The 25,073-nt window shown below is 69.9% G+C and carries 17 protein-coding genes; 9 read left to right on the top strand and 8 right to left on the bottom strand.

The genetic code is table 11. The annotated features are described in order from the left end of the window. Positions 1-142 precede the first annotated feature (142 nt). Together D7X74_RS11055 and D7X74_RS11050 are read left to right on the top strand one after the other, a co-directional pair. Positions 143-2,491 (top strand): immune inhibitor A domain-containing protein, encoded by a 2,349-nt coding sequence (locus D7X74_RS11055; RefSeq protein ID WP_120532899.1) that lies wholly within the window; start codon positions 143-145, stop codon positions 2,489-2,491. A gap of 150 nt (positions 2,492-2,641) precedes the next feature. Next, positions 2,642-3,592, top strand: coding sequence for a hypothetical protein (locus tag D7X74_RS11050; RefSeq protein WP_199741804.1), 951 nt, complete (start codon positions 2,642-2,644; stop codon positions 3,590-3,592). A 9-nt stretch (positions 3,593-3,601) separates the two neighbouring features. On the opposite strand, the gene D7X74_RS11045 is transcribed toward D7X74_RS11050, so the two are convergent. The 3 genes from D7X74_RS11045 to map all read right to left on the bottom strand — a co-directional run bounded on the left by D7X74_RS11045 (position 3,602) and on the right by map (position 6,307). Beyond that, complete coding sequence (locus D7X74_RS11045) at positions 3,602-4,417, bottom strand: PAS domain-containing sensor histidine kinase (protein ID WP_120532897.1); 816 nt, start codon at positions 4,415-4,417, stop codon at positions 3,602-3,604. A gap of 5 nt (positions 4,418-4,422) precedes the next feature. Further along, on the bottom strand, positions 4,423-5,439 hold the full coding sequence (gene mltG / locus D7X74_RS11040) for an endolytic transglycosylase MltG (RefSeq protein ID WP_120532896.1): 1,017 nt from the start codon (positions 5,437-5,439) through the stop codon (positions 4,423-4,425). 85 nt (positions 5,440-5,524) lie between these two features. Next, positions 5,525-6,307 (bottom strand): type I methionyl aminopeptidase, encoded by a 783-nt coding sequence (gene map / locus D7X74_RS11035; protein ID WP_120532895.1) that lies wholly within the window; start codon positions 6,305-6,307, stop codon positions 5,525-5,527. A 99-nt stretch (positions 6,308-6,406) separates the two neighbouring features. On the opposite strand from map, the gene D7X74_RS11030 reads away from it, so the two are divergent. Beyond that, the gene (locus tag D7X74_RS11030; protein WP_120532894.1) at positions 6,407-6,691 is read left to right on the top strand and encodes a LysR family transcriptional regulator; all 285 of its coding nucleotides are present in this window, start codon (positions 6,407-6,409) and stop codon (positions 6,689-6,691) included. A gap of 36 nt (positions 6,692-6,727) precedes the next feature. On the opposite strand, the gene D7X74_RS11025 is transcribed toward D7X74_RS11030, so the two are convergent. Continuing rightward, on the bottom strand, positions 6,728-9,289 hold the full coding sequence (locus D7X74_RS11025) for an RNA helicase (RefSeq protein WP_120532893.1): 2,562 nt from the start codon (positions 9,287-9,289) through the stop codon (positions 6,728-6,730). Between the two features lie 222 nt (positions 9,290-9,511). Between D7X74_RS11025 and D7X74_RS11020 the strand changes: the two genes are divergently transcribed. The 4 genes from D7X74_RS11020 to D7X74_RS11005 all read left to right on the top strand — a co-directional run bounded on the left by D7X74_RS11020 (position 9,512) and on the right by D7X74_RS11005 (position 13,796). Then, on the top strand, positions 9,512-10,123 hold the full coding sequence (locus D7X74_RS11020; protein ID WP_120532892.1) for a DUF4142 domain-containing protein: 612 nt from the start codon (positions 9,512-9,514) through the stop codon (positions 10,121-10,123). A 265-nt stretch (positions 10,124-10,388) separates the two neighbouring features. Then, positions 10,389-12,077, top strand: coding sequence for a serine/threonine-protein kinase (locus tag D7X74_RS11015; protein WP_120532891.1), 1,689 nt, complete (start codon positions 10,389-10,391; stop codon positions 12,075-12,077). An 84-nt stretch (positions 12,078-12,161) separates the two neighbouring features. Continuing rightward, positions 12,162-12,962 carry a hypothetical protein gene (locus D7X74_RS11010; RefSeq protein WP_120532890.1) on the top strand — a complete coding sequence of 267 codons (801 nt, stop codon included), beginning with the start codon at positions 12,162-12,164 and terminating at the stop codon, positions 12,960-12,962. An 18-nt stretch (positions 12,963-12,980) separates the two neighbouring features. Further along, positions 12,981-13,796, top strand: coding sequence for a hypothetical protein (locus D7X74_RS11005; RefSeq protein ID WP_233595232.1), 816 nt, complete (start codon positions 12,981-12,983; stop codon positions 13,794-13,796). Between the two features lie 30 nt (positions 13,797-13,826). Here D7X74_RS11005 and D7X74_RS11000 read toward each other — a convergent pair whose 3' ends face one another. From D7X74_RS11000 to D7X74_RS10990, 3 genes are all read right to left on the bottom strand, one after another. After that, complete coding sequence (locus D7X74_RS11000) at positions 13,827-16,592, bottom strand: bifunctional acetate--CoA ligase family protein/GNAT family N-acetyltransferase (protein WP_120532888.1); 2,766 nt, start codon at positions 16,590-16,592, stop codon at positions 13,827-13,829. A 174-nt stretch (positions 16,593-16,766) separates the two neighbouring features. Next, on the bottom strand, positions 16,767-21,269 hold the full coding sequence (locus D7X74_RS10995; RefSeq protein ID WP_158622213.1) for a kelch repeat-containing protein: 4,503 nt from the start codon (positions 21,267-21,269) through the stop codon (positions 16,767-16,769). 188 nt (positions 21,270-21,457) lie between these two features. Next, the gene (locus tag D7X74_RS10990; protein WP_120532886.1) at positions 21,458-22,351 is read right to left on the bottom strand and encodes an NmrA family NAD(P)-binding protein; all 894 of its coding nucleotides are present in this window, start codon (positions 22,349-22,351) and stop codon (positions 21,458-21,460) included. An 81-nt stretch (positions 22,352-22,432) separates the two neighbouring features. Between D7X74_RS10990 and D7X74_RS10985 the strand changes: the two genes are divergently transcribed. Further along, positions 22,433-23,443 carry a LysR family transcriptional regulator gene (locus tag D7X74_RS10985; protein WP_233595231.1) on the top strand — a complete coding sequence of 337 codons (1,011 nt, stop codon included), beginning with the start codon at positions 22,433-22,435 and terminating at the stop codon, positions 23,441-23,443. A 79-nt stretch (positions 23,444-23,522) separates the two neighbouring features. Continuing rightward, on the top strand, positions 23,523-24,140 hold the full coding sequence (locus D7X74_RS10980) for a DUF2378 family protein (protein WP_120532884.1): 618 nt from the start codon (positions 23,523-23,525) through the stop codon (positions 24,138-24,140). On the opposite strand, the gene D7X74_RS10975 is transcribed toward D7X74_RS10980, so the two are convergent. Continuing rightward, positions 24,091-24,942, bottom strand: a complete 852-nt coding sequence (locus tag D7X74_RS10975; RefSeq protein ID WP_120532883.1) for a tRNA (5-methylaminomethyl-2-thiouridine)(34)-methyltransferase MnmD — start codon at positions 24,940-24,942, stop codon at positions 24,091-24,093. The two genes, D7X74_RS10980 and D7X74_RS10975, sit on opposite strands and share 50 nt — an antisense overlap. Between the last annotated feature and the right edge of the window lie 131 nt (positions 24,943-25,073).

Raw genomic sequence — 25,073 nt, 5'->3', positions numbered from 1 at the left:
TCGGTTTTCGCCCACCCGCCAACGAAGACCCTCTCCGTCCTTGTGGGAATTTTTTAACGTCCCCGTCTTCCATTGCTCACCGTGCTTCCACTAAAACCTCGGTCATCCCGGACCCCACCGGGATCCCTTCGAAGGAGTGGCAATGCGGAAACCCCCGTCATGGCTTGCCTGGAGCCTGCTCGCGATCGCCCCGTCGGCGTACGCCGAGCGTGCCTGGTACGAGAAGCCGCAACCCGACATCGCGCCGCCGTCCGCGGGCCTGCGCAGGCAGGCCACCGAGGACATCTCGGACGATCTGCCACACCGTCTGGGTGAACAGCAGAAGGAGCTGAAGGCCCAGGCCCTTCAGGAGCGCATCGAAGGCCGTGGTCAGGCCGGCAAGGTGCACAAGCTGGGCAACGGCAAGTTCGTGGAGCTGGAGCTGGAGCGCACGGACCGCATCTTCGTCATCCTGGTGGAGTACGGAACGCAGATCCACCCGGTGTTCGGCAACCCCGCCACGAACCCCGGCGGCAACGTGCCGGGCCCGGTGCACAACCTGATTGAAGAGCCGGACCGGGCGGTGGACAACACCACCATCTGGCAGCCGGACTACGACCGCGCGCACTTCGAGAAGCTCTACTTCGACACGACGCCGGGCGCGGACTCGGTGGCGAACTTCTACAAGGCCGCTTCGTCGGGCCGCTACACGGTCAACGGCGCGGTGTCCGAGTGGGTGCGCGTGCCGTACAACGCCGCGCGCTACGGCAACAACCTGTGCGGCTCCTCCAGCTGCTCCAACTCCGTGTGGCCGCTCATCAGCGACGCCATCAAGGTGTGGACGCAGGGCCAGGTGGCCGCCGGCAAGACGCCCGCGGAGATCAAGGCGTACCTGGACACGTTCGACACGTGGGACCGGTATGACTACGACGGCGACGGCAACTTCGACGAGCCGGACGGCTACATCGACCACTTCCAGATCGTCCACGCGGGCGTGGGCGAGGAGACGGGCGGCGGCGCGCAGGGCCCCAACGCGGTGTGGAGCCACCGTTGGTTCGCCTACAGCACGGGCCTGAGCGCGGACGGCACGGGCCCCGCGTACAACCCGAACGGCGGCACCCGCTTCGCCACGAACGTGGACAAGTGGGTGGGCGACTACACCATCCAGCCGGAGAACGGCGGCCTGGGCGTGTTCGCGCACGAGTTCGGCCACGACCTGGGTCTGCCGGACCACTACGACACGACGAACGCGGCGGACAACGGGACGGGCTTCTGGACCATCATGTCCTCGGGCTCGTACCTGAACGACGGCACCACGGACATCGGCAGCCGGCCGGGTGACTTCTTCGCCTGGGACAAGCTGCAGCTGGGCTGGCTGGACCACGCCACCACGACGCACGGCCTGTACTCGTACCACAAGCTGGGCCCGTCCGGCGTGACGTCCCAGAACGCGAAGCAGGCGCTGGTGGTGAACCTGCCCGCGAAGCCCCGTCCGCAGGTCACGGTGGCGCCCATCGAAGGGCAGTTCTCGTGGCAGGGCGGCGCGGGCAACAACCTGGACCGCGTGCTCGTCAAGACGGTGAAGCTGCCGAACAAGACGCCCATCACGTTCACGTTCTCCACGTGGTTCGACATCGAGGAGGACTGGGACTACGCCTACGTCGCGCTCGCGGTGGAGGACGGTCCGTTCGTCAACCTGCCCAGCGCCGTGAGCCGCACGTCGGATCCGTGGGGCAACAACCTGGGCAACGGCATCACCGGCCTGTCCGACGGCTGGGTGCCGCTGTCGTTCGACCTGTCCGCGCACGCGGGCAAGAAGGTCACGCTGAAGATCCGCTACAAGACGGACGGCGCGGAGTTCGGCCGGGGCTTCCTGGTGGACGGCTTCCAGCTGTGGGCGAAGAACAAGTACGTCTTCGGCGACGACGCGGAGAACGGCGACAAGTACTGGGATCAGGCCACGTTCTTCCTGAACGACGGCGCCAACACCTACTACGACAACTACTACCTGGCCGAGTGGCGTCAGTTCCGTGGCTACGACACGGGCCTGGAGACCGGTCCGTACAACTTCGGCTTCAGCGCGGAAGGCCTCATCGACTACGCCGAGCGCTACGCCTACAACCCCGGTCTGCTGATCACGTACTGGGACACGTCCGTGCCGGACAACCGCGTCTCCGTGCACCCGGGCGAGGGCCGCATCCTGCCCATCGACTCGCGCCCGCAGCCCCTGCAGCGCAGCGACGGCCGCTACTGGTCCGGCCGCGTGCAGACGCACGATGCCACCTTCGGCCTGCAGCCCAGCTTCCCGCTGTCGCTCAAGCCCAGTGGCTTCCCGCGCAGCGACTACGTCTCGCAGCCTGCCGTGCCGGTGTTCAACGACCTGAACACCTTCTGGTACGCCACGCAGCCGTACGCCGGCGTGAAGGTCCCCCCCACGGGCACCATCATCGAGGTCCTCAGCGAGAACAAGGCCGGGACCGTGATGCAGGTGCAGGTGCGTCCGGTCGACTGAGGCACCCGCTGAACCGTTGAAACAGGAGGCCGGTCCCGCATCCACGCGGGGCCGGCCTTCGTCGCATGGAGGGGACGCGGTTGCAGGAATCCCGACACCCGGTTCCAGCTCCGGCTCCGAGGGTGTTCCGGGAGCGCTAGCGTGCGCGCCATGGCCGAGTGCCCCGTAGCAGGCCCTTCCTCCCCTTCCCCTCCTCCCGAGCCGCCCTCCGAGGTCGCGCGCACCGTGGCGCTGGAGCCCACGGATCCGCTCTCCGTGCTGAACCAGGCGTTCCGGGACGCGTACGCCGCGCGCCGCGAAGCGGTGTTGTCGCGCATGGGCCCGGTCATCGCGCAGATCGACGACCTGCTCATCCTGCGCAAGGGCGGCCAGCGCTTCGAGGCCCCCGCGCGCACGCGCCGCTACCACGTCTACAAGGTCGTCACCCACGTCCCGCTCGCGCTCCACGTGCTCCTGGCCCCGCTGAAGCAGGCGCTCGACGAGGACACCCGCGTCCGGCTCACCACCCTGCGCGGGCTCATCACCCAGGTGCGTGGCAGCTTCGATTCGCGGGGACTTCCGGCCGAGCACCTGGCCCGGCAGCACCGCGTGCTGGACGCGTCGCTCGCGCTCGTGGAGGCCGTGCTGGCCGCGAACCGCGTGGCGCAGGAGGACCTCTCCGCGTTCATCCACGCCCAGGTGCCGGACCTGATGAAGAACGCGGAGGCCGCGGCGAGGGATCAACTTGAAACGATGCACGCCGCGGTCGAGGGGTGGAAACGGCAGATGACGCCCGACGAGCGCGACCAGCTCCGGGCGGTGGTCGCCGCCTCGCACATGTCACGGCCCGGCAACGTGGCGACGCAGTACTTCGCCGTCACCCTGGGAGAGAACTGGGAGGGCCGCTTCCACGAGGAAGAGCCCCATCCCGGCAAGCGCGTCCTCTCCTCCGAGGCGACGTTCGACGAGGCCGCGGCGTTCTCGCTGCTCGCGACGCACGTGCTGGATGCGCGCACGTCCACCGGCATCTTCGGCGAGGAGACGCGCATGGCCCGGGATCTGCTCGCGGACGCGGCCGAGCACATCCTCGCGGAGATGTTCCAGAAGGCCCCCGCGCCCTAGCCGGCGCGCTCAGACCTGCTGGAGCGGCAGCTCCACCTCGAACGTAGCACCCTCGCCCAGGCTGCTCTCCAGCGACACGCGGCCACCCTCGGCTTCCACGATGGTGCGGGTGAGGTAGAGGCCCAGGCCCAGGCCGCCGTAGTGGCGTTCGGACACCGCGCGGCCGTAGCGCTCGAAGAGGCGGGGACGCTGCTCCGGCGCGATGCCGATGCCCCCATCACGCACCTGGATCCGCGCCACCGCCCCGTCCACCGTGAGCCGCAGGGACACCGGCGTCCCGGCCCCGTACTTGAGCGCGTTGTCCAGGAGGTGATCCAACACCTGGGCCAGCCGCGAGCGGTCGAAACAGCCCTGCACCGACTCCGGGGCCTCCACCGTGAAGTGACAGTGCTCCAGCTCGAAGCGCGGCGCGAACCGCGCGGACACCTCGCCGTCAGGGCCCAGCACCGGCGTCCCCTTCGCGAGCATCCACACGTAGGCGCCATCCGCGCGGCGCAAGCGGTAGCGCGTCGCGAAAGGCTGCTTCGCGGCCACGGCCCGCTCCCAGTCCGCCAGCGCCCCCTCGCGGTCGTCCGGATGCAGGGCCGTGAGCCAGCCCTGCTTCGCGAACGCCTCCGGAGACTGTCCGGTGAAGGCCTCCCAGGACGGCGACACCGGCTTCATGCCCGCGCGGACATCGTAGGACCCGGCAAGCTGCGCCGCCGTCCCGAGCATCAATCGCAGCCGTGCGGACTCCTCGCGCAGCACGGCCAGTTCCTGGCGCAGCCCCGCCTCCACGTCCACGGGCGGGACAAGGCGGCGCGGATCCGGGGATGAGGATGTCATCGTGCTCAGTACACGTTGTACTTGGCGCGGAGCGCTTCGTGCTCCTGCGCGTTGCGCGAGGGGCGGAGGATCCTCTGAGCGTCGTGCAGGTAGTACAAGAAGTCGCTCTTCGTCGGCCGCAGCGCGGCGAGCAGCGAGTCCACCGTCGGTGCGCCAATGGGACCGGGCGGCAGACCGATGCGGGTGCGCGAGTTCCACGGGTCCGACTTGTCGCGCAGCCTCTTGAGGAACTCCTTGCGATCGTTCCACTCCGCCAGCTCGTAGCGGCTCGTCGCGTCCACGCCCAGCGCGAAGCCCTTGTCCACGCGCTTCCAGAGGATGCCCGCGACGAGCGGGCGCTGCGAAGGCATGGGCTCCTCGCGCTCCAGCATGGAGGCCATCACCACGATGTCGTGCAGCGACCGGCCGCTCTTGTCGATCTCCGCCTTGTGCGCGTCGTAGAAGCGGGCGCGGAAGGTGTCCAACTGCCGCTGGATGAAGGCCTCCACCCTGAAGCCCTCCACCACGATGCCGTACGTCTCCGGGTACAGGTAGCCCTCCAGGCCCCGCGTGGGCAGGGGGAACGGCGCGGCGAAGCGCTCCGAGCGGCTGGCCGCGGCGATGTACTCGCCCGGCTTGATGAGGCCCTGGGCCGCGAGCACCTGGTCGGTGTCGCGCAGGCGCCAGCCTTCGATCATCGCGAAGGGCACGTCCTCCGGCAGCGGCGGGCCCTCCAGCGCGGTGGCCAGCTGCTCCACGGAGGCCGTCGGACTCAGCATGAAGCGGCCCGCCTTCACGTTGAGGTTGCCCCGGCGCCACAGGTGGAAGCGCCAGATGCGGGCGTCGTCCAGGAAGCCCTGGGCCTGGAGCTGCTGGCCCAGGGAGCGCGCGGACGCGCCCTTCTTCACGATGAATTCCTTCGGGGTGGCATCCGCCGAGGCGTGCGGCGTCGTGACGGCCTTCTGCGCGTACGAATACACCCCCGCCACGCCCGCGACCGCCAGGACGATGAGCACCAGGAGCGCGACCAGGATCTTCTTCATGGCCGGCAAATTATCACCGGCCCCGACGCTGCCAACGAGAACCGCCCGGCACGCGACCGGACAGGCGGGCGCAAGCGCCCCCTTCTCAACACCCGCTGGCGACGTGGAGCGACAGCTCGCCCGGGGTCAGCACCTCGCAGCCGTCGCGGGTGACGAGCACCGTGTGCTCGAACTGGGCGGACAGGCTGCCGTCCGCCGTCACCACCGTCCACCCGTCCGGCATCAGGCGGATGTCCGGGCGGCCCAGGTTCACCATGGGCTCGATGGTGATCACCATCCCCGAGCGCAGCGTGATGCCCGTCCCCGCCTTGCCCACGTGGGACACGTGCGGCGGGCCATGCATCTGCCGGCCGATGCCGTGGCCTCCGAACTCCTCCACCACGCTGCACCCCTCCGCCTTCGCCAGCGCCATCACCGCCGCGCCAATGTCCCCCAGCCGCGCGCCGTGCCGCACCACCGCCACGCCCGCGTCCCGGCACCGCCGCGCCACGTCCACGACGTGCTTCGCGTCCGAGGACACCTCGCCGATGAGGAACGTGGCGGACGTGTCGCCGTGGAACCCGTCCAGGCACGTCGTCACGTCCACGTTGACGATGTCCCCGGATTTCAGGTGTTCGTCCTGGCGCGGGATGCCATGGCACACCACGTGGTTGCGGCTGGTGCACACCGTGGCGGGAAACCCCTTGTAGCCCAGCTGGCTGGGGGTGCCGCCCCGGCGCGCCGTGTCCTCGCGCACCCAAGCGTCGATGTCCGCCGTCGTCACGCCCGGCTGGAGCTTCCCGGCGACATGCGCCAGCGTGCCGGCCGCCGCGAGTCCCGCGACGCGCAGCCGTTCAACCTCGGTGCCCTTGAAGAGTGGAATGCCCATGGCGGGCAAGGTGGCACCCGCCCCTTCGCAACGTCCAATGCTGTTCTGGCATGGTCCGGCCGCGTGCACCGCGCGCACGTCCCGCGCTAACCTGGGCGCGTGAGCATCACGCACCTCCAGTCCTTCGTCGCGGTGGCCGAAGAGGGCCACGTGGGCCGGGCCGCGCTCCGGCTCCACATCACCCAGCCGCCGCTCAGCCGTCACATCCTCGCGCTGGAGGATGAGCTGGGCACGCCCCTCTTCGAGCGCATCCCCCGGGGCATGCGGCTGCTGCCCACCGGAGAAGCGCTGCTCCACCACGCGCGCCGCATCCTCGCGGAGGTGGACGCGGCGGCGGACACCGTGCGCGCGGCGGCCCGGGACTCCAGGCCGCCCTCGCGCTGACCGCCCCGCCCGTCAGGGCTTCAGGACTTCAGGACTTCAGGTCCACGCGCTCATGCCGCCAATGCGGCGCAGCATCAGGATGGGGCCGTCGTCCATGCGGCGGCCGCGCAAGTCGATTTCCGCGTCGATGACCCAGTCCCCATGGCCCTCCGGGTCCATGATGCGCTGCTGGGCCTCCCACTGACGGGTGCCGGCCTCCTTGAGCTGGGTGTTGGCCGGCTTTCGCGCCTGGGGCGTGAGCACCACCAGCTTGTGCTCCTCGAAGTACGGCGCCATCGCCTGCTCCAGCTTCGGCGCGGTCCACTCGCCCAGGGCGTTGTCCAGCATGCCCAGCGCGTCCAGGTAGCGGCGCTGGCCCAGCGCGCGCAGCAGCCGGTGCAGCTCCTCGCGCACGCGCGCGGCGAAGGCCTTCGGGTCCTCGGTGAGTTCCTTGGGCTTCAGGTCCACCACCGGCTTCGCCTCGACGGGCGCGCCCGGGTTCTTCATCCGCTCCCACTCGTCCAGGAGGCTGGAGTCCACCTGACGCAGCGTCGCGCGCAGGTGGTCGATGATGTCGTCCACCTCCTCGTTGCGGAAGCGCTCCGGCACCGTCTGCGTCAGCGACTTGTAGACGTCCCCCACGTAGCGCAGCAGCACGCCCTCGCTGCGCTGCAGGCCGTACTCCCGCACGTAGTCGTGGAAGGACATGAAGCGCTCGAACATGTCGCGCACGATGGACTTGGGGCGGATGTTCTCCTCGCCCACCCACGGGTGCTTGCGCGCGAAGGCGTTGAAGGTGCCGTAGACGAAGTCGCGGTTGGGCTTGTGCCACTCCAGCTTCTCCAGCTCCTCCATCCGGTCGTCGTACTCCATGCCCTGCGCCTTCATCTCCTGGATCTTCTCGCCCTTGAGCTGGTGCAGCTGCGCGTAGAGCACCACGTCCGGGTTCTCCAGGATGGACTCCACCAGCGTGACGACGTCCAGCGCGTACGTCTCCACCGCCGGATCCAACAGCTCCAGCGTCTCGTGCAGGTACAGCGACAGCGTGTGGTTGAGGCTGAAGTCGCGCTGCAGCTCGCCCGCCACCTCCACCGTGGAGGAGCGGCCCTCCCACTGCACCACCTGCACGATGCCCGCCTCGCGCAGGGTGCGGAAGTACATCGCCGCGTCCTTCAGGAGCTTCTTCTTCGTGTACTCGGAGCTGTGCGAGCGGCGCACCAGCTGCACCAGCCGCTTGTAGCCGCCGCTGCCCTCCGTCTTGTCGCTCTGGAGCAGGTTGAGCAGCAGGCCGTGGCTCACCTCGAAGCGGGACTCCAGGGGCTCCGGCATGCCGTTCTGGAGCCGCTCGAAGGTGCTCTTGTCGTACTGCACGAAGCCCTTCTGCGGCGGCTTCGCCTTGGGCGTCTTCTTCTTGCCCGCGGCCTCCTTGGCCGCCTGCTTGATGTTCTCCACCACGTACTCGGGCGCCTGCGCCACCACGCTGCCCTCGGTGTCGAAGCCCTTGCGGCCCGCGCGTCCGGAAATCTGCTTGAAGTCGCGCACGCTCAGCGTCGTCAGCTTCTCGCCGTTGAACTTGAACAGCTGCGTGAAGAGCACCGTGCGGATGGGGATGTTCACGCCCACGCCCAGCGTGTCCGTGCCGCTGATGACCTTGAGCAGGCCCTGCTGCGCCAGCTTCTCCACCAGCAGTCGGTACTTGGGCAAGAGGCCCGCGTGGTGCATCCCGATGCCGTGGCGCAGGAAGCGCTGGAAGTCCTTGCCGTAGGGCGTGTCGAAGGGCGCGTCCATCAACGCCTGGCGCAGCTCCTCCTTCTCCTCCTTGGTGTTGAAGTCCACCGACATCAGATTTTGCGCCTGCTCGGCCGCGGCGCGCTGCGTGAAGTTCACCAGGTAGATGGGGTACTTCCCGCGCGCGATGAGGTCCTGGATGGTCTCGTGCAGCGCCGCCTCGCGGTAGTCGAAGTCCAGCGGCACGGGGCGCTCGGAGCTTCGCACCGTGGCCACCTCGCGGCCGGTGAGCTGCTCCAGGCTCTGCTCGATGATATGCGTGTCGCCCAACGTCGCGGACATCAGCAGGAACTGCGTCTTCGGCAGCGCCAGCAGCGGAATCTGCCAGGCCGTACCGCGCTCCTTGTCGGAGTAGTAATGGAACTCATCCATCACCACTGCGTCCACGCGCGCGGAGGCGTCGCGCAGCGCGAGGTTCGCCAGGATTTCGGCCGTGCAGCAGAGGATGGGCGCTTCGCGGTTGATGCTCGCGTCGCCCGTCAGCATGCCCACGTTCTCCGGGCCGAAGGCCTTGGAGAGCTGGAAGAACTTCTCGTTCACCAGCGCCTTGATGGGGCACGTGTAGAACGACACCTTGCCCTCGGCCATGGACTTGAAGTGCAGCGCCATGGCCACCAGCGACTTGCCGGAGCCGGTGGGCGTCTTGAGGAACAGGTGCTTGTCGCTCAAGAGCTCCAGGATGGCCTCCTCCTGGGCGGAGTACAGGCTCAACCCGTTGGTGGCCACGTAGCCCACGAAGCGGTTGAGGATCTCATCGGCGTCGAGAGGGGGCTCGCCGGGCTTCGGCAGCAGGGCGGCGAGCGGGGCGCGGGTGTCTTCAGGGGCACTCATCGAGGGCGACTCTAGGGGTTGGCGCCCCAGCTCGCCGTGAAAATCGCGCGTCCCGGGACCGCTTCGCTGGCGGCAGGCGACCTGCCGGCCGTCCCCGGAGTGGGCGCGCTCCGTGGGGGCGGGGTGTGGGCTGCTCCACAGTGGCATCGGCTGGGCCGCTGATGGTCGCCTCGCGAGGCGGTCCCCACCCTGCGTGCTCAATCCTCAGAAGGAGCGGGCCTCATGCGATTGGCAGGGTACTGGTTGGGCGCGGTATTGGCGGGTGCGATGGTGCTGGGCAGCGCGGCGTGCAGTTCCGACGCCGATGACAACGGCGGCAATCCTCCGCCCGAGCTCGAGATCGTCGCGGACGCCGGCACGGTGGTGACGCTCACCGACGCGCAGATCGCCCGCGTGCTGCAGGTGGCGAACGAAGGCGAGGTGATGCTCGGAACCTTCGGCGGGCCCCTCGCCACCGACCCCGCCGTGCGCGACTTCAACAACGCCATGGTCACCGAGCACACCGCCGCGCGGCAGCGGCTGGACGCGTTGCTGCAAAGCCAGGGCATCACGCCCGAGGACAGCCCGCTGAGCCTCCAACTGCAGGATGAAGTGAAGCAGATGCTGGAGATCCTCCAGGGCCCGGATGCGCCCCAGGGCGCCGCGTTCGACCTGGCGCTGATGAGCGCGCAGCTCAACGCGCACGCGCGCACCGCCTTCGTCGGCGACAGCCTCCTGACGCCCCAGGTCACCCTGCCGGCCCTGGTCCAGGAGCTCCAGACCGAGCGGCAGCAGGTCCAGCTTCACATCCAGGAAGCCGAGGAGATCCAGACGCGGCTGCTGCCCGTCCCGTAGGCCTCCCTTCCACGGCGCACGAAACACGTCCCATCCATGAGCCCCGCTGGAGCCTCCCCCGGGAGCCTCCAGCGGGGCTCGCCGTGCTTCAGAAGCCTCCTGCTCCCGGGCAGGCCCAGACACGGCGCGCACAGGCTTTGGGAAAAGGCGGCTTGCCCTCTCAGAACCTGCGAATCCGGATCCACGCACACGACCTGATGGGGAGGATTCGACCCAGGTGCTTTCCAATCATGTCGGCCCGGTTTAGTAGGAAAAAGAACCGCCGATGCAAAAGCCGACCGAACCCACCTCCGTCCAGTCCGAGCCCCTCACCACGGGGCGGATCCTGAACGCCACCTATGAGATCGGCACCGTCCTGGGCAAGGGCGGGATGGGCGCGGTCTTCCTGGCCCGTCACCTGCGCCTGCCGGGCAAGCAGGTGGCCATCAAGGTGCTGCACGGCACGGAGGAGCTGTCGCCGGAGGTGGCGGTGCGCTTCCGGCGCGAGGCGGAGATCGCCTCCCGGCTGGGCCACCCCAACATCGTGGAGGTGCTGGACTTCGACACCCTGGAGGACGGCACGCCCTTCATGGTGATGGAGTACCTGCGCGGCGAGGGCCTGTCGCGCCGGCTGCGCAAGCAGAAGCAGCTTCCGCTGGAGGAGGTCTTCTCCATCTCCCGTCAGATGGGCGCGGCGCTCCAGGCGGCGCACCGCGCGGGCGTGGTGCACCGCGACCTGAAGCCGGGCAACGTGTTCCTCGTGCCGACCGAAGCGGGCGGCGTGGTGAGCGAGCGCGTGAAGCTGCTCGACTTCGGCATCTCCAAGCTCGTCGACTCGCGCACGGTGCAGACGCTGGACTCGGTGCTGATGGGGACGCCGCAGTACATGGCGCCCGAGCAGGCCATGGGCCGCAACAGCGACGTGGACGCGAGGACGGACCTCTTCTCGTTCGGCTGCATGGTCTACGAGATGCTCGCCGGCCAGCCGCCCTACTCCGGCGACAACATCGCGGAGCTCATCTATCAAATCGTCCACCTGGAGCCCGCGCCGCTGCTGACGCTGGCGCCGAACACGCCCCCGCACGTGGTGACAGCCATCAACCGCGCGATGGCCAAGCTCCCCGCGGACCGCTTCCCGGACGTGGGCGCGTTCATCCTGGCCCTGACGGGCAGCCCGCTCCAGACGCTGACGGAAGCGAAGCCCGCGCGCGTGAAGACCGCGGCCCCCGTGTCCACCGCGCCGTCGCGGTCGCCCACGCCGATGCCCCCGTCGCAGGAGCACGTGCCCACCGTGGGCATGCGCCCCCACGCCGGGCAGGACGCGTCCTCGCAAGCACAGGGCCCCCGCACGGAGTCGCTGGCCGCGCAGCCGCTCACCCGCGCCCGGCCGAAGTGGCTGGTGGGCGTGGCCGTGGGCATCGTGGTCATCGCGGCCTTCACCACCGCCTTCTTCTGGCGCGGCGCGGGCACGACCGCGCCCGTCATCGTGCCGGCCACCGTGCAGACGCCCCCCGTGGCCGTCACGCCGCCCGTCGCCGTGGTCACCGCGCCCCCGGAACTGAAGAAGCCGGTCGCGGACCCCGAGCATTCGACCACGCCGGTTCCGGACGCGGATCCGTCGCCTACCGAGCCCCCGGTGACGGACACGCCCGACCCGGCCGTGGGCACCAAGACCAAGGGGGTGCGCGGCCAGCCGCCCGCTGCGTCCCAGACCGTGGAGAAACTCCCCGACAACGTCCGCGAGGACCTGACCGCGGCGCAGCGCGCGCTGGACGCGGGCAACCTGGAAGAAGCACTGCGTCACATCCGCCGCAGCCAGCGCACGAAGATCACCGGCGCGTCGTTCTCGCTGCTCACCCGCGTGTACTGCCAGCAGCATGACCTGGCGAATACGCGGGCCTCATGGACCCGGGTGCCGGCAACGGAGCGTCCCAAGGTCCGACAATACTGTCAGAAGTACGAAATCGACCTCTGAGGTCGTCCCTGGCGCGCGGAGCTGGAAGGCGAGCGCGCCCCCATTCAAGGAGTTCCTGTGAGAGTTCTACTGGCAGTCAGCGTCGTGGCCTTGTCCCTGGGGTGTTCCCGGGGCGTGCGGCTCGACAGCGCGGTGGCGGGCATGAAGCCCGCGACCGGCAAGGTGTATTCCAACGAGGCCGGTGAGCAGGTCACCATCATCCCGCTGGAGCCCAACGACTCGAAGAAGGCGCTGCTGGAGTTCAACGGCACCAAGAGCGAGCTGGACGGCAAGGTCGTCATCGCGAGCGTGGACCGGGACCGCGGCACCGGGTACTGGACGCAGTGGCGCGGCCGCACCCAGCGCTTCGTCACGGTGCACGACCGGGGCGGCTTCGAGGACCTGATCCTCAGCCCCGCGGGCGCCTCTGGTTACACGCACCTGAAGCCGGACACGGGCCGCACCGCGGCGCTGAAGGTGGAGAAGGTCTTCGCGCGCTACGAAGAGGCGGAGGAGGACGGCGACCTGAAGCCCTTCCTCCCCTTCGACCGGAAGTTCTGGACGAACCAGGCGGAGAAGGAGCTGGGTGAGAACCTGGCCGAGGCGAACAAGGCGTGCGGTTCGAAGATGGCCGTCACCATCGCATGGGACACCATCCCGGATCCGATCCTCAACAAGCTGTCCATCCCCAGCTACTGCGTGGGTCCGCTGGAGTCGATGCAGAAGCTGTGCAGCCGCTCCGAAGAGGCGAAGCGCACCATCCAGCAGAAGGTCCAGTCGGTCGAGTGCCGCGTGGACGCCAAGCCGGCGGTGACGCTGGACGCGCAGAAGGTCATCTGGACCGTGTCGGACGGCGATCTGATCCAGGCAGAACCGACCACCACCTTCTTCACCGACAACCTCTAGGCCGGAGCCTCGAACAACATGTCACTTCGACACATGGTCATCGCCCTGGGGTTCGTCATCGCCCCGCAAGCCGCGCTCGCAATGGATCCGCCCTGGGCGCAGGAGAAGCGGCTGCGCGACCGCATGGTGCTGGAGTCCACCCGCGTGTGCACGGACGGCAAGGGCCACTACACGGTCCTCGTCCCCACCACGCCGGAAGCGGACGGCCAGCTCTACTACGGGGACGGCAAGTCCTTCGTCCAGGTCCCCAACGTCAGCAGCAACAGCGAGACGCAGGCGGACTTCTTCGAGCCGCGCTTCTTCAACCCCAAGGCCAACGACAACTTCCGCGGCGTGGACTACCGCGTGATTTCGCGGCTGGCCGTCAGCGAGGACTCGAAGACGTGCACGCTGAGCTGCGGCGACCGCGCCCTGCCCCAGCAGCCGCTGGAGGCGGAGAAGGCGAAGGAGCTGCTGCGCAAGTCCACCTTCGCGCCGAGCCCGATGAAGTTCCAGCCGTACGCGCTGCTGCGGGATGACAAGGGCACGTACTACCTGGTGGAGCGCGGCATCGGCGCGGACAACAAGTCCTTCCGCATCTTCACGGGCCAGCGCGGCCAGGTGAAGCCGCAGAAGATGCTCAACGTCGTCACCGACTCGCAGGGCGAGATCTTCTCCACCCAGGGCGGAGACCTGCGCCTCGTGGTGGACCGCGAGGAGCCGTCCTTCTGGGTGGTGAAGAGCAAGCGCCAGAAGCTGCGCGCGGTGCCCGTGGGCGAGAACCTGCCCTTCATCTACAACGAGCTGGGCGTCTACACGGGCGCGCGGCTGGGCACGCCCTGCGACGACGTGTGATGCCGTAGGGCCTTCAAGCCCCGGGCACGGTCAGCCGAGCACCTTCACGGCCTTGACCATGTCCGGGGCCAGCTCCTCGTTCTCGAGGATGCTGAAGCCCAGCTTCCTGCTGACGGCCTGCATGCCGCGGTTGCGCGTGAGGATGTCCGCGACAATCCGCTGCAGGCCCCAGTCCCGGCCGATGTCCACCAGCCGCCGCAGCAGCTCCGCCCCCAGGCCCTGGCGCTGCGCGGTGTCGCTGACGGTGATGGCGAACTCCGCGTCCTTCGTGCCCCTCAAGCGCGTGAGCCGGCCCACCGCGAGGATCTCCCCTCCATCCTTCAGGTCCGGGGAGCGCCGCTCGGCGACGAGGGCCATCTCCCGCGCGTAGTCGTTGAAGCAGATGCGCGCCAGCCGCTCATGGGCCACGCGCTGGCTCAGCTTCATCAGGCCCGCGTAGCGCATGAACACCGTCTGTTCGGACAGCGCCTGGTGGAACCGCGTCATCGCGGGCTCGTCCTCCGGCCGGATGGGGCGCAGCATGAGCTGCTCACCGCTCTTCAGCGTGAAGAACTGCGCGTACTGGTACGGGTACGGTTCGATGGCCAGCCGGGGCAGCGACGCGGCCGTGGCCTCCGGAGCGTGCAGCACCACGCGGGCATCCAGCGCGATGATGCGCTCGGCGGAGACGAGCAGCGGGTTGATGTCCAGCTCGCGGATGAAGGGCTGCTCCACCACCAGCTGGCTGAAGCGCACCAGCAGCCGCTCCAGCGCGCCCAGGTCCACCGGTGCCCGACCGCGCACGCCCTTGAGCGCGTGGTGGATGCGCGTGCGCTCCATCATCCGCCGCGCCAGCGTGGTGTTGAGGGGCGGCAGGCCCAGGGCCCGGTCCTGGAACACCTCCACCAGCGTGCCGCCCGCGCCAAAGAGCAGCACCGGGCCGAACTGCGCGTCCAGGCTGCTGCCCAGGATGAGCTCGTAGCCGTCCAGCTTCGCCATGGGCTGCACGGTGACGCCGTCGAATGCGTCCGGCAGGCCCCGCTCCACCAGCGCGTCGCGGATGGCCTGGAAGGCCTGGCGCACGCTGGCCTCGTCGCGCAGGTCCAGGCGCACGCCGCCCACGTCCGTCTTGTGCGTCACCGTGAGCGAGTGCAGCTTGAGCACCACCGGGAAGCCCAGCGCGCGGGCCTTCTCCACGGCCGCGTCCTCCGACGTCGCGAGCCACGTCTCCACGGTGGGGATGCCGTAGGCGGCCAACAGCCGCTTGGATTCGTACTCCGACAGGAGCGTGCGGCCGGCGGCGCGGGCCTCGTCGATCAGCGCGCGCGCGACGTCGCGGCCTCCGCCGGTGGGCTCCTCCGCCAGGGTGGGTGTCTCGTAGAGGCCCGCGATGTTGTCCGCGTAGCGCCACATGTAGTTGAAGACGCGGGCCGCGGTGTCCGGGTAGCCGAAGGTCGGGATGCCCGCGTCGTTGAGGATGCGCTCGCCCGCGGCGACCTCGGAGCCGCCCATCCAGCTCGCGAGCACGGGCTTGCCGGGCAGCTTCGCGTAGCCCTTGAGGCGGTCGGCCGTCTTGGTGGGCTCCGTCATGTCCTGCGGGGTGAGGATGACGAGCAGGCCGTCGCTGTTGGGGTCCGCGCCCGTCACCTCCAGGGCCTTCGCGTAGCGCTCACCGTCCGCGTCGCCCAGGATGTCCACCGGGTTGCCGTGACTCCACGGCGGAGGCAGGAACGCGTCCAGCTGCGCGCGCGTGTCGGCGGACAGTGTGGCCAGCTCTCCGCCACCCGCGACGAGCGCGTCCGTGGCGAGCACCGCGGGGCCGCCCGCGTTGGTGAGCAGCGTGAGCCGGCGGCCGGAGGGCCGGGGCTGGCGGGCCAGGACTTCCGCCATGTGGAACAGGTCCTCGATGGAGTCCACGCGCAGCACGCCCGCGCGGCGGAACGCGGCGCTCAGCACCTCGTCGCTTCCGGCCAGCGTGCCGGTGTGGGACGCGGCGGCCTGCGCGGCCTGCGCGGTGCGGCCGGCCTTGATGACGATGATGGGCTTGGTGAGGGCCACCTCGCGCGCGGCGGACAGGAAGGCGCGCGCGTCGCCGATGGACTCCATGTACAGCAGGATGGAGCGCGTCATCGGATCATCGGCCAGGTAGTCGATGAGGTCGCCCCACCCCACGTCCAGCATGGAGCCCACGGACACGAAGGCGCTGAAGCCCACGGACTCGCGCAGGCTCCAGTCCAGGATGGCGGTGAGCAGCGCGCCGGACTGGCTGATGAAGGCCACGTTGCCGGGCCGGGCCATGCCCTTGGCGAACGTGGCGTTGAAGCCGGTGGTGGGGCGCATCAGGCCCAGGCAGTTGGGCCCGATGATGCGCACGTTCCCGGCCTGCGCGATGCGAAGCACCTCCTGCTCCAGCTTCACGCCTTCGGGCCCGGTCTCCTTGAAGCCCGCGGAGATGATGATGGCGCCCCGGACGCCGACCTCCGCGCACTCGCGGATGATGGCCGGGACGGACTTGGCGGGCGTGACGATGACGGCCAGGTCCACGGCCTCCGGCAGGGCGCGCAGCGACGGCCACGCCTTGATGCCGAGCACGTTGGGGCGCTGCGGGTTGACGGGATAGACGGTGCCGCCAAACGGGCTGCTGATGAGGTTCCAGAGCACGGTGCGGCCCACGCTGCCGGCCCGCTCGCTCGCCCCCACCACCGCGACGCTACGGGGCGAGAAGAGGACCTCCAGCGGTTGACGCGTGCGCTGGTGGAGCAGGTCGATGGAGGGGTCCGTCCGTGCCGGGGCCTTGGGGGGGCGCTGCTCGTCCATGGTGCGCTCTTCTTCAGGTGGGGTGGCCGTGCTCCGGCTCAATTTCCGGTCGGACCCCATCGTGCACCAGATGGAGGGAGGAGACCGTCGCGGCGGACGGCCCCTCGTTCTGTATTGGAAGCAGGCGGACGACCGGACGTCCCACGCAGGAGACGTCCGGTGGACCGCGCTTCATCAGCGGGCGAGGCGGCGCCGGAAGCTCAACGCGAGCAGGACGAGCGTGCCCAGCCACGGCGCCCAGCCGGAGCTGCCACCCGAGGAGCAGGCAAGGCCGCCCGACGCATCGTCTTCCTGGAGGCCCTGGCCGCCCGAGGTGCGCCACAAGGCCATGGGGGACACGGTGAACGACGCAGGCGCGGAGAAGCCGCCTCGGTGGCCCTGTGAGTCCACCGCCTCCACGCGCCACGTGTACGTGCCCGGCGACAGCGAACCCGGCAGCGTGAGGGACGTGCCGGCGGCGTTGAGCGAGGCGAGCACGGCCCCGTCGCGGCTCAGCTCCAGGCGGTAGGTGAGGGCATCCCCTTCCGGATCCGTGGACGCGTCCCAGGTGAAGGTGACGTCGCCCGTGCCCAGCACGGTGTTGTCGCCCGGCGTGCGGAGCACGGGGACGGAGGGCGCATGGGGCACCTGCGCCGCGACGGTGGTGGTGACGGTGGCGAGGTTGGAGTTCGTCGTGCCGTCATTCGCGCGGAAGCTGAAGGTGTCCGGGCCTTCGTAGCCCCACTGCGGCGTGTAGATGAGGTGGGGCGCGGTGCCGGACAGCGTGCCGTGCTGGGGCGCCTGCACCACGGCGTACGTCAGCGCGTCTCCGTCCGCGTCGGTGGCCTCCAACGTGAAGGGCACGCCCTGCCCCACCACCGTGGTCAGCGTGGCGCTCCGGGCGACGGGCGCCAGGTTCACGGTGCTCAGGGTGACCGGGACGGGCCAGGACTCCGTGGAGCCATCGCTCGCGCGGTAGGTGAAGGAGTCCGTGCCGACGTATCCCGCGTTGGGCGTGTACGTCAGGTGCGGCGCGCTGCCGGACAGCGTGCCGCGCAGGGGCTGGGTGATGAGGCGGAACGTGAGCGGATCCTGGTCTCCGTCCAGCCCGGCGAGCGTCACCTGCACCGGCTTCGCCTTGGAGGTCGTGACGGAGACCGCCAGGGCCACGGGGATGGCGTTGTTCACCCGGAGGGTGACGGTGCCCGCGCTGGAGTCCGCGACGCCGTCGTTCACGCGGAAGCTGAACGTGTCCAGGCCGCTGTAGCCGGTGGCGGGGGTGTAGACGAGGAACGCGCCCGCGCCGGAGACAGTTCCATGCTGGGGGTTCTGGGCGATGGAATACGCCAGTGAGTCCGAGTCCGCGTCCGTCCCGGACAGGGTGACGGCGACGGGCGTGTTCTTCGGCGTGGAGACGGTGGTGTTGAGCGCGATGGGGACGGCGTTGTCCTCCGTGACGCGCACCATGCGGCCTCCGGTGATGCCCTGCACGGTGACGAGCAGCAGATACTGTCCGGCCGCGACGGTGGGAGCCCGGGCGGAGAACTGCTTGCCGTCCTGCCACGCGGTGACGTTCTTCACCCAGGAGACAGCGCCGCTCTCCACGTTCACCAGCCGGACCAGGGGCGCTTCGCTGGACGAGGAATGGTAGCCGCCGCTGCCGCCATCCGAGACGCCTCGCAGGCGGGTGCCCGTGGCGATGAACGAAGCACCGGGCGACAGGATGCGCGGCGTGTCCAGCGTGGGCCGCGCGGAGGCGAGCGCGGACACGGGGTCGAAGGATTCGACGGCGGCTTGAACCGTGCTGCTGCGTCCGCCAAACACCAGGACTTCACCCGTGGGCATCAGCGTGGCGGTGTGGCCGGTGCGCGCGGCCACCATGGGGGCCAGATAGGCCCAGTTGGCCGTTGAAGCCTCGAAGCGCTCGACACTGTTGTAGTAGCTGTCCGCCCCGCTTTGCCCTCCGGTGATGACGACATCCCCTGAGGCAAGCAGCGTCGCGGTATGGCCCGCGCGGGGAACACCGAGTCGGGTCAGCCGGGCCCAGGTGTTCACCACCGGGTCGTACTGCTCCACTTCGGAGGTCGCCATTCCGCCCGTGGTGAGTCCGCCCACGAGCAGCACCTTGCCGGAGGAGAGAACTGTCGCGGTGTGTTCCTCCCGGGTGGAGGTCATGGTCAGCAGCGCGCCCCAGGTGTCCGTGTTCGGGTCATAGACCTGCGCGGTGTTGAGCGGTGTGTTGCCGTTGTTGCCGCCCGTCACCAGCACCTTGCCGGAAGGCAGCAGCGTGGCGACGTGCGAGACGCGCGGTGAAGCCATGGGGGTCGCCGCGATCCACATCATGCTGCGAGGATCGAAGACCTCCACGCTGGACTGGACGCCGTAGAAGCTTGAGCCACCCGTCACCAGCACCCTGCCGGAGGGCAGCAGGGTCGCGGTATGCCCGACGCGCTCCACGGACATCCGTCCCGCGGGCAACCACTGACCAGGCGCGGGATCGTACAGCTCCGCTTCCGCCACGGGTGCATTGCCATCCGTTCCTCCCGTGACGAGCACCCGACCCGAGGCCAGCAACGTGGCCGTGTGCCGAGCACGAGGCAAGAGCATGAAGCTGGTGCCAGGCCCGTGCCCACCCGCGCGGTCATGAAGTTCCGCGGTCGCGAGGGTTCCCGTGGTGTTCCGACCGCCTGTGACGAGGATTTGTCCGGTGGGCAGCAGCGTGGTGGTGTGATCGACGCGCGGCGTATTTGCCGGAACCTCAGGGGTCCACCGTCCTGAGAACTCCACCACCTCCGGGCTGTTCACGTAGTTGGCTTCAGCCGTGTTGGTTGTCAGGACGTATCCACCCGCGATCAACACCCGCCCTGAGGGCAGCAGGGTCGCCGTGTGATTGCCGCGGGCGGTCTGGAGCGTTCCGGCGGACTGCCAGGTTCCAGTGGAGGGCAGATAGAGTTCGGCAACGGCCGTACCAAGAGCCCAGCCGCCGGACGCACCAGAGGCTCCGCCCGTCACCAGCACGGTTCCATCCGGGAGCAGCGAAGCCGAGTGCCACTTGTGGGCCACGGCCATGCCCCCCGTGGCCTTCCAGCGTCCCGTGATGGGATCATAGAGCTCTGTCGTGGCGATCGACTGGCTGTACCCGCCCGACGAGGTGCCTCCCGCGACCAGGACCTTCCCATCCGGAAGAAGCGTCGCGGAGTGCGCCTGTCGAGAGCTCACCATCGCGCCCGTCTCAGTCCATTGCCTCGTCGCGGGATCGAACAGCTCGGTCACCGCGGTGCTGATGATTCCGCCCGCCACCAGGACCTTCCCTGACGGCAGCAACGTCGCGGTCGCCTCCACCCGAGCCGCGGACATTGCTCCCGCGGGACTCCAGCTTCCGGTCGCGGGCTCGAACACCTCCGAGGAGACGAGAGGTTCGCTCGCGAGGCCCTGGCCCCCGGTGACCAGGACCCGACCGTCACGCAGCAGGGTCGCGGTGTGGAGCACGCGTGCGGTGGTCAGGACATCCGCGGGACTCCACGTCTCGGTCTCCGGGTCGAACAGCTCCGCCGTGGACAGCACCGAACCTGAACGAGTTCCACCCACGATGAGAAGTCGCCCCGAGCCGAGCAACGTCGCGGTGTGCTGAGCACGTGCCTCCGCCATGGGCGCGACGCCCTTCCAGGTCCCTGTCAGCGGATCAAACAGCTCCGCGACGCGGGTGTATCCCGCCGTAGGCACCAGGCCGCCCGCCACCAGCACCTTCCCCGACGGCAGCAGCGTCGCGGTGTGGTACCGATGGGCCAGGGCCATGGAGCCGGTGGACGACCACCCCGGATCCACCACCACGGGCCCCTGCATCCCGCGCAGATCCACGACCATGGCCACGTCCAGGCTGCGGCCCGACAGGCCATAGCGCGCGGGTCCCGTCCCCGGCGCACGCACCGCGCCGTGCAGCCGGACCTCACCGTCGCGGCTCAGGCCCTCCGCGTCCCGCGCCACCAACGAATGCATGCGCAGTCGGGGAACGTCGTGCGCGTCCACGAACTCCAGGTACTCGCCCAGGTCGCGCACCGCGACGATGCCCTCGGGCACCTCCACCGTGTAGCGCACGCGGTGCTCGGCGGCCCCTTCCGGCGCCACGTCGTACTCCTCCACGCGGGACGTCACCCAGCGGCCCGCGCCGTCCAGCGTCCGCGCGCCCACGGGTGCCCAGAAGTGCCGTGCGTCGCCGAGCACCTTCGCCTGCGCGCCCTGCCCTTGTGCCGCATGGCGCCGCACCCGGAACGTCATTCCCCGGGTGCTCACCTCCAGCGTGCCCGTCGCCGTCCCGGGGACGCGCACGCTCAGCGCCGCATCCACCCCTTTCGGCAGCGAATCATCACCGCCGGCCGTCGGCGTCCACTCCGGGAAGTACGCATGCGCCAGCGCGCGGGCCCGGGCCTCCGAAGGCGCCTCCCGCCACGCGCCCACCGCCGCGCTCCGGGCCGCCACCTCCCCCGGGTTCCCACCGAGCCGTGATTCCGAAGTGACTCCCGCCCCCTCTCGCGCGGGAGGCGCCGCGCTGTCGCACGCCGTCAGCCCCAGCAGGAGGCACAGCCCTACGGCCACCGGTCTTCTCATGTCGAGCACGCCTGTCGGTCCAGCGTCGGCCAGGCCGATGCCGGATGGGATGGTGTTGAGCGCCACGGCCCGGCCCTGGCGGCCCCCGTCCAACAGGAGCCATCCATGCCGCGAAGCGCCGGGCCCGCGAGCCGCCACCAAAGGCGGCTCACGACCCGCGCCTCTCGCAAGCGCCGGGCCAGGATCCAACCCATTGGATCCACTGCCCCGCATCCCAGACAGGACCGGTCAGGTCGCACCCAGTCACGCCGTGCCCGGGCGTGACCCTTGCCCGTCCTCGCCTACGACGGGCGCGCCTGCTCCACCACCGGCTTGAGCACCGTGCTCGCGAACTGCGCCAGCGTGGTGGGCGTGGTGGTGTCCTTGGAGCGGGGCTCGGCCGGGTCCATGCGCCCGTCCACGAGGGCCTGGTACATCTCCGCGAACGCATCCGCCATCCACGTCGGCACGCCCGCGTTCGTCATCCCGCTGTGCAGGTCCGCGACCCGCACCTGCACATGCTTCACGGGCCGGCCCAGCGACTGCGTGAGGATGGTGGCCACCTCCGCATAGGTGAGGTCCTTGGGGCCGTGGACGCCCAGGTTCCGGTGGCCCGTCCACGACGCGTCGAGCAGGACCTCGGCCGCCTTGCTGGCGATGTCCGCCACGGCCACCATCGGGAAGGCCTTGTCCGGCGGCGTGGCGGTGTAGAGGGCGCCCGCGTGCGCGATGCCCTGCACGTCCCGCAGCAGGTTCTCCATGAAGAAGCCCGCGCGCAGGCTGGTGACGTGGGGGGCCGCGGCCTTGAAGGCCTCCTCCACCGGCTTGAGCACGGACACCGGGCCGGTGCCGGGGCCGGTCTGCGCGCCCACGCTGGAGAGCACCACCACGCGCTTCACGCCGTGCGCCTTCACCAGCGCCGCGGCCTGCTTGCCCGCGTCCTGCGCCCAGGTGATGAAGTCCGGACGGGCCAGCGGCGGCGACAGCCAGAACAGCGCCTCCGCGCCCTGGAGGGCCGCGTCCAGCGTGGCCTTCTCGTCGATGGAGCCCTGCACCAGCTTCGCGCCCTGCTTCACCAGGTCCGCCACCTTCTCCGGGTTGCGGCTGATGAGGGTCACCTGACGGCCGGCCTTCAGGAGCTTCTCGACGAGGGGACGACCGATGTTGCCATTCGGGGTGTTGATGACGATGGACATGGACTGCCTCCAGCGACAGCGAGATGGCCCAACAGTGCCCCGGCGCCAGTCATGAGGCCACCTCATGGTATGCATTGCCACATGCGCCGCATTCATGAAACCCGGAAGTGGGCTGCCGACGAGGTGGACCTCGCGGGCATCAACCTCAACCTGCTGGTGGCGCTGGACGCGCTGCTGAAGGAGGCGCACGTCACCCGCGCCGCCGCGCGCGTGGGCCTCACCCAGTCCGCGATGAGCCATGCGCTGGGCCAGCTGCGGGAGCTGCTGGACGACGCGCTCCTCATCCGGGGCCGGGGCGGCATGGTGCTGACGCCGCGCGCGGAGCAGCTCGCCGCGCCACTCCGACGGGGGCTGGTGGAGCTCCAGCGCGCGCTGCGCAACGAGCCCGCCTTCGAGCCCGCCACCGCGTCACGCCGCTTCACCGTGGCCACGCGCGACTACTTCGGTTCGGCGCTGCTGCCCTCCGCGCTGGAGCTGCTCGGCCGCGAGGCGCCCGGCGTGGACCTGTCGGTGCAGCACGTGGAGAGCACCACCTACCCGACGCTCCTGGAGAGTGGCGAGGTGGACCTGGTCGTCGTCACGCCACCGGTGGAGTCCGGGCCCGGCCTGCGCCAGCAGAAGCTCTTCACCGAGGACTTCGTCTGCGTGGTGAGAAAGGGCCACCCGCTGGTGCGCAAGACGCTGGACCTGGACACGTACCTGAAGCTGTCCCACGTCCTCATCAGTCCGCGCGGCGACGGCGTGGGCGCGGTGGACCGGGTCCTCGTCCAGCGGGGGCTGCCCCCGCGCCGCATCGCCCTGCGCGTGCCCTACTTCCTCATCGCCCCGCTGGTGGTGACGCGCTCCGACCACGTCCTCACCGCGCCACGCCGCCTCATCGCTGCGTTCAGTGGAGCGTATCCACTCCAGGTGTTTCCCCCGCCCCTGCCCGTGCCCTCCTTCGACATGATCCAGGTCTGGCACGAACGGTTCGACGGTGACCCGGCCCACCAGTGGCTGCGCGGACTCGTCGCGCGCGCCGTGGGGGTGATGCATCCGGGGTCACGAAACACCCGGAGTTCACGACGCGTGCGGCGCACGCCGGGTTCCTGACACTCGGGGGCGGCGATACTGAACGCAAGTGCACAGGTGGGGGAGCATCGCATGGGGGGCATCGTGTAGGGTGCGACCCATGAATCCAGAGAAGCTTGTCTTCGCCCAGACCGTCGACGCGCTGTTCGTCCGAGCGCTGGAGAACCGCCTGACGCCCGCGTGCGTCGAGCACCTGAAGCGGGCGGGGCTGGACCTCGACGCGAAGCTGGAGCGCACCTACACCCTGGAGCAGTGGCGGGAGTTCCTGCGCATCGCGGCCGGCCACGTCTATGGCGGCGTGCCCGCGGAAGCGGCGTACTACTCGCTGGGCGAGCGCTTCATGGATGCCTATTTCGGCACCTTCTTTGGCCGGGCCCTCTTGGGCGTGGGCAAGCTCGCCGGCCCCCGCCGGATGCTGCTGCGCGCGGACCTCGGCTTTCGCGCCGGCAACAACTTCAGTGAAATCAAAATCGTGGAGCGCAGCGCGACGTCGCTGGAGCTGTGGATGAACGACGTGCTGGCGGATCAGCCGACGTTCGCGGCGGGGCTCTTGGCGCGCGCGGTGGCGCTGTGCGGCGGCTGGCGGGTGGTGGCGCTGCCGGAGGAGTTCGACGGCACGGCGGCCACGTTCCACCTGCGCTGGAGTGAAGCGCCGTCCGAGGGGGCGCTCAGCGCCACTGAGGATGGGTCCGCAGGCGACGCTCGACCTCAGGCGTGAGTTCGGCCCCGTGCGGGGCCCGCGAGGACGAGCGCTCCCAGCGTTCGCGCCACCGGGTCCCCAACGGGGAAGCCAGGGATTCGTAGCGGGTCGAGGCCACGGTGGTCTCCCCCTTGGTGCCGGTGGAAGCGCCGGCGCCCACGAAGAACCCGGCGAGCAGCAACGTGACGCGGGTGGGCGTGGCCGCGCTGTAGGTCATCAGCAGCGCCCCCTCCCCGTCCTCGCGGCAGTGCCGGCGCACCCGGGCCAGCACGGACTCGGTCCACATGTCCGGGTTGGATGCGGGGGAGAACGGGTCGAAGAAGACGAGGTCGGCCAGGGGCAGCTCACCGTCCAGGAAGGGCACGGCGTCGCCCAGTTTCAGGGTCCACCGGAGGCCGGGCTCTTCCCAGGTGCCGTCGCGCATGAGGCTTTCGGCGGCGGCGCGGAAGGGCTGGAGGAAGGGGAAGCCCTCGGCGTCCGCGAGGGCGAGGCGCAGCGGGGCCAGGTCCACTTCCAGGCTGACGACGTGCAGCTCCCTGGCGCGCTCGGCGCCCAGCTCGCGGGCACGGGTGAGCGCGGCGACGGCGTTGGTGGCGGCGCCCAGGCCCACGTCGAGGATGACGAGCGGCGGGCCGGGCTGGCGCAGGCGGTCCGCGAGGCGGGGTTGATCCACGTAGAGGCCCAGGGCCTCCTGCCACGGACCCACGGCGGGGTGCATGACCTCGCCGTGTCCCAGGTGGCGCACGGCGCGGTGGCCGTTGCGCAGGGTGACGAGTTCGAAGTCGCCGTCGCGCGGGTTCGATGGGTCGGACTCGGACATGGGGGCGCGGGTTCCTGGCCTGGAAGGGGGCGGGTGCGGAAGGATGGCTGCCTAGCATGACGATTCCAGCGCAGGAACACCGGGGCCGGCTCGACGGGGAGGACGTGCGTTACGGGGAGGCGCCGTTCGAG

The sequence above is a fragment of the Corallococcus sp. CA047B genome (assembly GCF_003612065.1).
GTDB classification, from domain to species: Bacteria; Myxococcota; Myxococcia; order Myxococcales; family Myxococcaceae; genus Corallococcus; species Corallococcus praedator.
Note: the sequence above shows the minus strand (reverse complement) of the source record. Positions and strands in the feature narration are given on the sequence as shown.

Coding starts and splice junctions, on each gene's coding strand:
- D7X74_RS11045 (WP_120532897.1), bottom strand. CDS start 4,417: ATGACATCCTCATCCCCGGATCCGCGCCGCCTTGTCCCGCCCGTGGAC.
- D7X74_RS11050 (WP_199741804.1), top strand. CDS start 2,642: ATGGCCGAGTGCCCCGTAGCAGGCCCTTCCTCCCCTTCCCCTCCTCCC.
- mltG (WP_120532896.1), bottom strand. CDS start 5,439: ATGAAGAAGATCCTGGTCGCGCTCCTGGTGCTCATCGTCCTGGCGGTC.
- D7X74_RS11020 (WP_120532892.1), top strand. CDS start 9,512: ATGCGATTGGCAGGGTACTGGTTGGGCGCGGTATTGGCGGGTGCGATG.
- D7X74_RS10985 (WP_233595231.1), top strand. CDS start 22,433: ATGCGCCGCATTCATGAAACCCGGAAGTGGGCTGCCGACGAGGTGGAC.
- D7X74_RS10990 (WP_120532886.1), bottom strand. CDS start 22,351: ATGTCCATCGTCATCAACACCCCGAATGGCAACATCGGTCGTCCCCTC.
- map (WP_120532895.1), bottom strand. CDS start 6,307: ATGGGCATTCCACTCTTCAAGGGCACCGAGGTTGAACGGCTGCGCGTC.
- D7X74_RS11015 (WP_120532891.1), top strand. CDS start 10,389: ATGCAAAAGCCGACCGAACCCACCTCCGTCCAGTCCGAGCCCCTCACC.
- D7X74_RS11000 (WP_120532888.1), bottom strand. CDS start 16,592: ATGGACGAGCAGCGCCCCCCCAAGGCCCCGGCACGGACGGACCCCTCC.
- D7X74_RS11005 (WP_233595232.1), top strand. CDS start 12,981: ATGTCACTTCGACACATGGTCATCGCCCTGGGGTTCGTCATCGCCCCG.
- D7X74_RS10980 (WP_120532884.1), top strand. CDS start 23,523: ATGAATCCAGAGAAGCTTGTCTTCGCCCAGACCGTCGACGCGCTGTTC.
- D7X74_RS11055 (WP_120532899.1), top strand. CDS start 143: ATGCGGAAACCCCCGTCATGGCTTGCCTGGAGCCTGCTCGCGATCGCC.
- D7X74_RS11025 (WP_120532893.1), bottom strand. CDS start 9,289: ATGAGTGCCCCTGAAGACACCCGCGCCCCGCTCGCCGCCCTGCTGCCG.
- D7X74_RS10975 (WP_120532883.1), bottom strand. CDS start 24,942: ATGTCCGAGTCCGACCCATCGAACCCGCGCGACGGCGACTTCGAACTC.